The following is a 10,791-nucleotide window of genomic DNA, read 5'->3' as shown; positions in this document are numbered from 1 at the left end:
TGGCTGTGTTGGCAGTCTGTGGCTTGGGTTTGGGTGCGGGTGCTGTGGCTGTGTTTGTACTTGGGGTTGTCTCTACTTGAGCTTGGGGCTTGGGAGCAGGCGCAGTCGCCGTGCTTGTACTTGGGGTTGTCTCTACTTGGGCTTGGGGCTTGGGAGCAGAGCTTGCTTCGCTAGCACTTGGAGTTATGCTTTGCAAAGGTTTTGGTGGTAGCGGCGATTCAATGGTTTGTTTTGGAGTGGTTGGATTCGCTGGTATTTGGGGAGTATCTACTTGCTCAACGAGTTTACCTACCGCTTCTTGTTCTCTTTCGTCTGGTAGTTTAGCAATTGTGTAGGGTTTGGTTTGCTGAGCAGTTCTGAAAGCTTCTACAGGCATAATATATGCGGATACCAGCAAGCTACTACTTATACAGCAACTTAGAATGAAGTTGGCTCTATTTGTATACCTGTTGTTATTTCGTCCTGACATAATCGCACTGCTCCTAGAGAGTGAAGGTATATGATTATGATTCAATAAGAAAATTCTCCAAATCGTTCTTTAGAAATAAACCGATTAGATTTGATTGTGAAAATTATGTCAAGAAAGCTACAATTATCATTATATTTTTGTATAAAATATTTCATCTTTCTTGTCAAATATAAGACATTAGATTAAAATCTTAAAAATCAGTTAGAAATCGAGAAAAATTAGGAAATTTATCTTGAATAGATTGCGATCGCTTTAACTTTCTCCTCAAAACCTATACTTCTTAATTTCTCTATGATAACACTCGTGATGTTTTCATGAATTTGTTCTTGAGAATTACCATTTTCGGGCAATCAAAATGCAAACACGCGCACTCCACTCAAGATCTCCGCTCTCAAAAGCGGAGATACCCATATCTGCATAACCATTTTTTTCAATCGAGATCTGTTACCAAGGTTGTATCAGAAATTTCAACAACACAATTGAGTGTGTGCTGTTGATACAGATCGATAAGACGTGACTCAATAGGGCACAGCACCCGCGTAAAAAAATATTCTTATTCTCTCAAGTGTTGGCTCATCGCACAATACTAGGTAATTTTACCAGTAGCAGCTTGCCACTGACACTGATGAAGCAACGAAGATGCCCGGATGCTTTTGGCAGCAGACGTAGCATAACATGAATAGAAAGCTTAAAATCTCATTCTATAGTTAACCGTTATGTTCCATTTTTTGAAAATAGGGACACTAGAAGTGGCAAACCATCACCGACCTCCGATCTGCAATTGCCAATCGCTTTTTGAAAACGTGAATTCAGTCAAGAAAATTGAGCTATGTAATATCATAGATTGCAGCACAGTCACCTTGTTAGACGATGCTCTGCTGCCTGAACCCTGATTGCCCGAATCCTCTCAATCCTGATGGGATAAATTATTGCCAGAGTTGCGGCACGCCACTGGTACCACTTCTTCGAGGTCATTATCGCGTTACCAATGTCCTTTCCGATGAGGGCGGATTTGGTAAAACTTATTTAGCGGAAGATGTAGACAAACTTAACGAGCGCTGTGTTGTTAAGCAGTTGGCACCAAAAGTCCAGGGAACGTGGGCTATTAAGAAAGCGATTGAATCGTTTCAACAAGAAGCACAGCGCCTTCAGGAACTAGGTAAACACCAGCAAATTCCTACCTTGCTGGCATACTTTGAGGAGGCGCACTATCTATATTTGGTACAGGAATTTATTGATGGACAAAATTTGCTGAGGGAATTGCAACAAAGGGGAGCTTATGGTGAAATAGCCATTCGCAAACTATTGCTTAATTTGCTGCCTGTTCTTCAGTTTATCCACGAACACGGGGTGATCCATCGAGATATTAAGCCACAAAATATTATGCGGCGATCGCCCTTTTCTCCCACTAACCTACAGAAGAGGAAAAATTTGTCATCCCTCTTAGGGACGATAGAAGGTGAACTCGTACTGATTGATTTTGGTGCTTCAAAACAACTTAGCGAAACTGTAAAGACAAAACCGGGAACGACGATTGGGACTCGAGGTTACAGCCCTCTAGAACAAATGCAAGATGGAGAAGCTCATCCTGCAAGTGATTTATTTAGTTTAGGTGCTACCTGTTTTCACTTAATGACTGGAGTGTCACCTGCTACTTTATGGACCGAAAATGGTTATAGTTGGATGACTTCTTGGCGACAATATCTGAAAAGCCCAATTAGTAACGGTTTGGGTAAGGTTATTGATAAACTTTTGAAGAAAGCGATTAGAGAACGCTATCAATCAGCAAATGAAGTTTTACAAGATTTATCGTCTTATTCATTAGTTACGCCACAATCATCACAAAGCTTCCTACTGCAAAGAGGTCTTTTACTGAGTACTACCATTCTATTTTTAGGGTTTGGAGGAATTTGGTATATGAAAGATTCCTCACTTCTCAATCCTTTAGCAGAAAGTCAGTCTTCCCCACTTAAAACCCTTAACGGTCATTCTAACTTAGTCACCTCTGTCGCTGTCAGTAGCACTTCCAAGAGTGCCATGCTCGCGAGTAGTAGTTTTGACACAACAGTAAAACTATGGAATTTAGTCACGAAAACGGAAATCGCCACATTAGAAGGTAATGCTGGCTCAGTTCATTCCGTTGCTATCAGTCCTGATGGTCAGATTGTCGCAAGTGGCAATGGTAACAACACTATCAAGCTGTGGAACCCATTTACTAAAAAAGAAATTCGTACCCTCTACGGTCATTCCAGTTCTGTCGAAGTTGTCACTATCAGTCCGGATAGTAAAATCCTCGCTAGTGGAAGTTTTGATGGCACTATAAAACTATGGAAACTAGCAACGGGAGAGGAAATTGCAACACTCAAAGAACATTTTAGCCCGGTTAAATCCCTTGCTTTTACTTTCGACGGGCAAACTCTTGCTAGTGGTAGTGAAGATTGTACTGTAAAACTATGGAATCTTCAAACCCAACAAGTTATCAGAACTCTCAGAGGGCATTCCGAACCCGTGCGGTCTGTTGCTATCAGTCCAATTTCTCCCAACCTTAACGAATTCGGTGGAATTCTTGCAACTAGCAGCGCTGATGACACCATTAAGCTATGGAACTTAAGTACTGGTGAAGAAATTTATACTTTTAAAGGGCATAAATATTCAGTCAATTCTGTGGCTTTTTCTTCAGATGGCGAAACCCTTGCTAGCGGTAGTAGCGACAACACCATCAAACTATGGGATATAAAAACAAAAAGAGAGATTCGCACATTTAAGAATCCCTCTAAAGAGGTCACCTCTGTCGCCTTTAGCCCCGATCGCAAAACTCTCATTAGTGGTAGTGCTGATGGCAGTATTAATATTTGGGATGTCACATTTAACCACAGCTCGTAGGAGACAAACGCAGATATTATCGGTTTCTGATGATGTTAATTTTTTTGCAAAGGACGAGCAAAACCTTGGTTTTTGTAAGCTTCAACTAATTCTGGCTTCAAACGGACCGCTTGGTTGAAATCCTCAATTGCTCCCTTATCATCTTTCCGGGCGTAACGCACAAAAGCACGGCTGATATAAAGTAAAGCATTTTTAGGATGGAGCCGGATTGCCTGGTTGTAATCAGCGAGTGCTCCTTCGTAATCTTTCTGAATATAACGGGCAAAACCTCGGTTATTGTAAGCTAGGGCAAAATCAGGCTTGTGGTGAATTGCTTCTGTGAAATCATTAATCGCCCGCTCGTAATCTTTGTTCGTTTCCACTGGCTCTTTTGGATTAATGTACAACCCCGATGGAACCGATGAAATTGCGTCCTTTTCATCCCAAGCAACACGTGCGAGTCCCCGGTTGTTGTAAGCTAGGGCAAAGTTTGGCTTTAGACGAAGCGCTTCATTATAATCTGCGATCGCTCCTTTGTAGTCTTTCTGTTCTTGTCGGGCATTACCCCGTAAAGTGTAATACAGATACCCAAGCTGGGGGAACATTGCGATCGCCTTTTGATAGTCCTCCATTCCTCCTTGGAAATCTTTCACAATAAACCTAGCATCTCCCCGGTAGCTGTACAACCAAGCATTATCAGGCTGCTGGCTCAAAGCTTGGTTAAAGTCCTCCAACATTCCCTGCTGGTTTCCGACTCTAGCACGAACAATTCCCCGCCCAACATATGCAGGAGTATAGTTTGGTTGCAGGCGTATTGCTTCGGTATAATTTTCGCCAGCGGCTGCAAAATCTTTCTGTGCCGTTCTGACATCACCGAGCTTTTTGTAATAGATATAAGCTGATTCTGGAGCGAAACCAATCGCTGTCGTGTAATCTTCAATAGCTCCCTTAAAATCTTGGAGATAATAGCGAGCAAGACCTCTTTTGCTGTAGATAGAAGCAGAGTCAGGTTCAAGGTGCAGAGCTTTGTTAAAATCTTCCACAAACGCCAATCGATTGCCCATTTGAGCGTAGACAACGCCTCGCTCTACATAAGCATAAGCATTATCAGATTGAAGACTTATCGCTTTATTTAAATCTGCAAGCGCTCCTTGATAATTTCCTTCTTGAGACCTAGCGACACCTTGCTGTCTGTATGCAAAGGGGTTATCGGGCTGAAGGTTCAAAGCCGTGTCGAAATCCTTAATTGCTTCTTGAGTATCTCCCATATTTCTATGGATTTCACCTCGAAGAATGTACTGCAACGGTTGGGGATTAATTTTGATAGCGCGATCGCACGCTTTAATAGCTTGTGCGTAATTTCCCAATTCAGCTAAAACACTGCACAGCCCCCGATAAGCCATAAACTCATCTGGCTTGAGTTCAACCACTTTTTCTAAAGCTTGACGTGCTTCTTCGTATCGATTTAAAGCAAAAAGGGTATCTCCGAGTTCCCGCCATGCAGGATCGTATGTGGAATTGTATGAGGTGGCTTGATTGAAAGATACCAATGCTTCTTTGTATTTCCGTTGCAACCGTTGCGCCCTTCCCTTTGCATACCAGGCTTGATAAAAGTTTGGCTTGGTACGTATTGCTTTATCAAAAGCGTCTGCTGCTTTTTCGTATTTTTGCAATCGCAGTAGTTTGTTCCCATAACTGAGCCAATCAAATTCATCTGCTACAGTTCCTGGTGGTTCTATATTGAAAGCAGATGTAATGATTTCATCTAATTGTGGAGCGCTCAATCGCGGTGGTAGGGAAGTTTGTATTTTAAAGTAAATTTGTTTTTTGTCTTGTTGCACTAATGCTAGAAACGTGCGGATCGGTACACCCAAACTGTATCCCAACTGGATTTCCCGTTCTTCACCTGTTTTCTGTTTAATTAAAGTTGGTTCGCCTTCGGCTGCTGTATGAATGCCAATAACTCGTCCCAAGCTGTCCAACACCGGGCTACCACTCATGCCTTTGGCAGTGGAATTGGTATAAACTAAATCATACCCAAAAGCAAAAGAACGAGCATCCTTAACGCGATCGATTCCCCCTCCGTACAGCAATCCTGCATTAAACTGACGGGTTGGTGGTTCTGCACTCTGTGATGATACGGGTGTCCCCGAGACAAAAACAACTCTGTCCTCATTGCCCAAGTCGTAGTTTCCCAAAACACCCACTTGGTAAGTGTTATTACTAATAAATTGTAACAAAGCTAGATCTGTTCCCGGCCAAGTTTTTACTGTGGTCGTGTCCACAGAGTATTGCTTTCCATCGTGAGTGACAACTTTTAATTCGTTCCTACCACGCACCACGTGACCTGCTGTAAGAACGTAGTATTTATTACCTTCTTTTGCTGCTATCACTCCCGAGCCGTGACTGTTTTCCCAAGCGATCTGCACTGTAATTTCTTTAGCAATATTGTCAACTAAACTTGCAGCAGGTGGGATGGGTTTGGTTATTTCTCTCGCAGCTAATGGTTGAGCTTGCAAAACCTCTGGTGGAATTATGGGTGGTTCTAGTCTAGCAAGTGTCTCAATTGGCACTCCCCAACTCGATTTTCTCATGCGATCGCGTAAAGCATCATTGGGCTGAGAGCCATCTTCATACACGTAAGGATCGCCCCATAAAGGTTGAGCGTGGATACCATTGATACCAATAACTTTACCCGCACTATCAAGCATCGGTCCTCCACTCATACCCTTGTCAACTTCGTTGGTATACCCAACTCGGTAACCTCCTTTCAAAGGACGTCCCAAAAGCAGAGAGACCCGTCCCATTCTGAACACTAACTGTTTTGCTACAAACGAATTGCTTTCAAAAGGAAAACCGGCGGAGAATACTTCATCTCCTTCTTTCAAAGTCAGTGAATTGCCTATAGGAGCTACTATATACTGTTTGTTCGCACGGAACTGTAATAAAACTAAATCCTGATGATTGTAATCTATCCCTTTCACCAACTCAGCTCGGTAGCTTTGACCATCATTGGTATAAATAACATGAGCTTTCCCCACGTCTACAACGTGCTGACTGGTTAAAACTGTGTACAGATCCCCTTCTTTCTGAAGAATAATGCCAGAACCACCTCGTTCTCCAGAGACAATACCAACTGTGATGGCTTGAGCAAGCTTTTGCAGTTGCTCCGAGGACAATTTAGAAGATTGCTGTAAGGCAAAAGCTGCGGGAGTATAAATATTTAGGTAGCAACCTTGTACTGACAGCATCAACAATGCACTTATCCAGATGCTGAAAGCCAGAAAACGATGATTTATTTGCTCGTATCCCATAATTCCAGTCTCGTCTCTCTCATACAAATTTAGGGGAAATAGGGTTTTCGGTTTTTCTATGCGATTTCCCCATTTCCTTGTTGGGAACTACGCAAAAATATTAATAAACAAAAATAATTTACTCAACATCAGCCGTTTTTTCCCGTAAGATCCGATTCACATCAACGTAAACATCGGGAGACACAACCCCTGATTGCACGATTGGACCACTAGCCGTGTACCCCATTTGTCTGAGATTTTCAATAACTAGGCTGGGATTGTCCTCTGGTCTTAAGGTCAGTAGTAAGTAACTGCAGGTATCTCCATATCGGCTAGCAGCACACAAAACTTGTTGACCATTCATATATCCAATTGTGAGATAATTCAGTACACCATCTTGAGAGGCATTTTGAAACCGAGCGGAAACTAACTCACAACGAGCTTTAGCGGAATATGTGTTGCTCCACGTTCTCTTCCAGCTAATAAGTGCAACTTTTTTCCCTGTTATCGTTCTGGCATACGTGGTAGGAACGCCATCTTTATTAGGCGCACAAAAATACGTTGTCGTTTGAGCATGGATAGGTCGAGCCATTGTTGCAATGCTACTGAGTGCTATAGCACTAGCAGCTAGCATATTGGCAAACATTTTAGCTTTCATAGTGATACTATGCTTCCTGGTTTTTCAGAAGTGATCTTAACTACGTTATGTACACAGAGAAACCCTAAGTTCAAATGGAAATAAAAAAACTAGTTTATATTATACCGTACTACCATTCTAATACTTCATTTTCTCAAAAAGAGAATTGTGATTTTTAATACATATAAACCAGTTGAAAATAATACATAACATTTAAAAAAGAATCCAAGATTATACCAAGAACTTATGGGAAACTGAAGTGTTATAAAATTCGTTTTTTAAGATTCCAAAAGTCGTAATTCCAAATAGAGAAACTTCTTTTTGACAGATGCAACTTCAAGTAGAGAAAGGTTTCCGGCTAGAGATTGATTTAGGTTACAAAAAAACTCAATAAGCTGGACGTGTTGCATTGAAAAATCAAACTGAGGAATTAAACGTGAACCGCAAACTCTCTCAATTGTTAGGACTGAGTGCTCTTGCTATCAGTTTAGCTACCTTACCTTCAGTTCTGAGTGCTTCTGCTCAAACAACCACAACTCCTGATGGAACTGCTACAAGTACCTCTACAGACCGACCTGTCACTGATGGAAATTACCAAGATAGCGATTGGGGTTTACTGGGCTTGCTTGGTTTGTTTGGTCTTTTCGGTCGCCGCAACCGCAAACATAATGAAGAGACTGTAGGTTACACAAATCGTGATGTTGTTGGTACTTCTAGCGATCGCACTAGATACTAAAATCAGTCACAGCACCTAAGGTAGAGAGTGGGAGCTAAAAAACTTTCTTAATGGGTGAGTGCTCCCCTTACCAAAATCACTGTAACATCAACACCTGAAGCGATCGCTTCTGGAATATTGCCATTTAGAGCATGTTGTAGCATTCCTTCTCGAGAAGCACCTAAAACAACAACGTCATAATGTTCCTTTTTTACTAAGCTAATAACTCCTTCAGAAACGGATTCAGATTTAACTGGAGTAGCAATTACGGTACTGGCTAATTTGCGCCGACGTATAAGTTGGCGGATAGCTTCTTCTAAAACTGTCATATCAGGTGCTTCTTCCGATGGCTTAAACACTCGTGTCAGACGAATTTTTGGATCGTTCCCCAATGTGACTAGAGCAGGTAACAATTTAATCGCCACCCACGCGTTAGGACCGCCCGCCATTGGAACTAACCAACGATTAAAGGGTGTGGGGACAGGGAGAAGTCCCAATTTCACTACCATAACTTCGCAGGGTGCTTGGCGAACAATAGTATCTACAACATTCCCAAAAATACGACCTGGGGTGGAAGTATTACCCTTCCACCCCATTAGGATTAGGTCGATATGCCTTTCTTTAATTGTCTCTAGAATTGCATGGGCGGTATCGTGAGCAACCCGGATTTGGGTATGTATGGGAATTTTGCGTTTTTTCCCCATAGCTTCTGCTAGCCGCAGAAGGCGTCGGCTTTTTGTTGTCTTTACGGGTGTTTCGGCGGTAGAACTGTGACGGGAAACCAGCATGACTTGTACGCATTCTATTTCATAATGGCGATCGCTTGCTATGGCGGCTGCCATTTCCAAGAGGGTACCGGCGGTTTCTGGATTGGCAATTGGAACTAATAACCGACCTCTACCAGTACTGGGCGATCGCGTCTGGTACACAATATAGGAAGGTTCCAATCGCGGTCCCGACTGCTTATTTTCGACATTGAGATGGTTTGCTTCTGCGCGAATAATGTCAGCACGGGTAATGATACCAATGAGTCTGCGTCCTTCAACAACAGGTAAACGACTGATTTGATAGCGGTTTAGCAGATACAGTACATTACTGAGGTTGTGAATGGGACTCACCGTTAAAGGTTCGCCTGTCATAATTTCCTTTAAAAGTGAATCCTTCGGCTTATCCCGCATTTTCTGCAAATCGCCTTGCGTAATAATACCCACCAGTTTGCTGTTTTCCACCACTGGAAAACCTCGATGGTGAGAACGGGAAAAAATCTCTGTGACCTCCTCTAGTGTCATTTCTGCTTCAAGAGTTTCTACCCGTTGTTGCATCACGTCTCTTGCTGTCAGTTTTGTTAAAACTTCCTCAACAGGAGCCGGTTTTTGGATATTGATACCGTTTAGCTGTAAAAGCCGATCGTATAACGATCCGGGCAAAATTTTTTCAGCCACTAGGTAAGAAGTCACCGAACCAATCATTAACGGAAGAACTAAATTAAAATCCGTTGTCATTTCAAACACAATCACAATTGCTGTGATTGGTACTTTTGAGACAGCACTAAAAAATGCTCCCATTCCTGCAAGTGCGTAAGTTGTAGCGTCGCCTCTTGCTAAAAGGTATGACTGACAAACACCAATGATGTAGCCCAAACAAGAACCTAAAATCAGACTCGGCGCAAACAATCCTCCAGGTGCGCCCGAGCCAAATGCAACTAAGGTTAAGATAAATTGAGCTACAAAAGCCAGCACTGCCATCAGAGGATCGACACCACCCGTAATGACGAACTCCCGCAATCCAGTATTATTCCGGAAAGGTAGGGGTAGCATCGCAACGACTGCACCTGATATCAAACCAGCTAAAGCGACTTTCAAGGGTAAACTAACATGCAGTTGGCGGTATACTCCGACACTTGCAATCAGCCCTCGATTAAATAAACCAGCAAACAAGCCTGCTAAAATGCCTAAAAGCAAGTAAAAAGGGATTTCTGGTAAAGAGAAACTGCTCGAAGATTTAGCCAACTCCAGACTGAGTTCCAAACTTCGACCACCCAACAACCGCGAGACGACCCCACCAATAAACGAAGCAATAATAGCTGTTCCTAAAGTGAGTCCCGATAAATCTTGTAGTAATTCCTCTACGATAAACAATACACCTGCAATTGGAGCATTAAAAGCTGCTGCCAATCCCGCACCAGCACCAGCTGCTATCATTTGTCGTCGATGATCTGGAGAAGTCGGAACCCATCGGCTCATCCCTGCAGCTAAAGCCGCCCCAACATGAACGGTAGGACCTTGGCGTCCGAGAGTTAAACCCGACCCTAAAGCAATGGTTGCACTGATCAACTTTACCGCAGCAACACGCCACGATAATCTTATCGGGACGTTGGCAAGAGACGCTTTGACTTGAGGAATACCACCTCCTGATGCTTCAGGCGCAAATCTTTCTACCAGTAACCCAGCAAGATATCCAAAAGATGCACCAATCGCAGGTAAGACCAACCAAGCGGGAAGAATATGGGAACTGTGAACTCTCCAAGTACCCAACCATCCCGATCCCACTTTAAAAAAGACTGCGGATAAAGCTGCAACAAAACCAATAACTGACGCTTCTGCAATTGCTAAACCTCTTCTTGGCTGCCAAATAGCACGGAAGGATTTAGTAAGTAAAGGAGGCGACATAAAAATTTACAATATAAAGCAGGATTGGGAATATACCTATTTTCTACTAGCAAAGTCATTTCATCAAATAATTAATAAGGTAGATGATTTTGGATTGGATTCACCGCAAGGCAAGGACTCAATCATCAGGGATTAGCGCTCGCTGG

General features: G+C 42.7%; 5 protein-coding genes and 1 pseudogene. 2 read left to right on the top strand and 4 right to left on the bottom strand.

Annotated features, from left to right (window positions below; all coding sequences use genetic code 11):
- Positions 1 to 469: pseudogene (locus tag AB0756_RS27150) on the bottom strand (hypothetical protein); the annotation flags it as partial.
- Between the two features lie 870 nt (positions 470 to 1,339).
- On the opposite strand from AB0756_RS27150, the gene AB0756_RS27145 reads away from it, so the two are divergent.
- On the top strand, positions 1,340 to 3,352 hold the full coding sequence (locus AB0756_RS27145) for a serine/threonine-protein kinase (RefSeq protein WP_038071850.1): 2,013 nt from the start codon (positions 1,340 to 1,342) through the stop codon (positions 3,350 to 3,352).
- 35 nt (positions 3,353 to 3,387) lie between these two features.
- Here the strand turns inward: AB0756_RS27145 and AB0756_RS27140 are convergent, their stop codons facing one another.
- Both AB0756_RS27140 and AB0756_RS27135 read right to left on the bottom strand, forming a co-directional pair.
- Positions 3,388 to 6,645 carry a serine protease gene (locus AB0756_RS27140; protein WP_038071848.1) on the bottom strand — a complete coding sequence of 1,086 codons (3,258 nt, stop codon included), beginning with the start codon at positions 6,643 to 6,645 and terminating at the stop codon, positions 3,388 to 3,390.
- 118 nt (positions 6,646 to 6,763) lie between these two features.
- Positions 6,764 to 7,282 (bottom strand): COP23 domain-containing protein, encoded by a 519-nt coding sequence (locus AB0756_RS27135; RefSeq protein WP_038071847.1) that lies wholly within the window; start codon positions 7,280 to 7,282, stop codon positions 6,764 to 6,766.
- A gap of 415 nt (positions 7,283 to 7,697) precedes the next feature.
- Between AB0756_RS27135 and AB0756_RS27130 the strand changes: the two genes are divergently transcribed.
- Positions 7,698 to 7,997, top strand: coding sequence for a WGxxGxxG family protein (locus AB0756_RS27130; protein WP_038071924.1), 300 nt, complete (start codon positions 7,698 to 7,700; stop codon positions 7,995 to 7,997).
- 47 nt (positions 7,998 to 8,044) lie between these two features.
- Here the strand turns inward: AB0756_RS27130 and AB0756_RS27125 are convergent, their stop codons facing one another.
- The gene (locus tag AB0756_RS27125) at positions 8,045 to 10,645 is read right to left on the bottom strand and encodes a chloride channel protein (protein WP_038071845.1); all 2,601 of its coding nucleotides are present in this window, start codon (positions 10,643 to 10,645) and stop codon (positions 8,045 to 8,047) included.
- Positions 10,646 to 10,791 lie beyond the last annotated feature (146 nt).

The organism is Tolypothrix campylonemoides VB511288_2 (assembly GCF_045999855.1).
GTDB classification, from domain to species: domain Bacteria; phylum Cyanobacteriota; class Cyanobacteriia; order Cyanobacteriales; family Nostocaceae; genus Scytonema; species Scytonema bouteillei_A.
The sequence above is the reverse complement of the archived record's forward strand: the minus strand, read 5'-3'. Positions and strand labels throughout refer to the sequence as shown.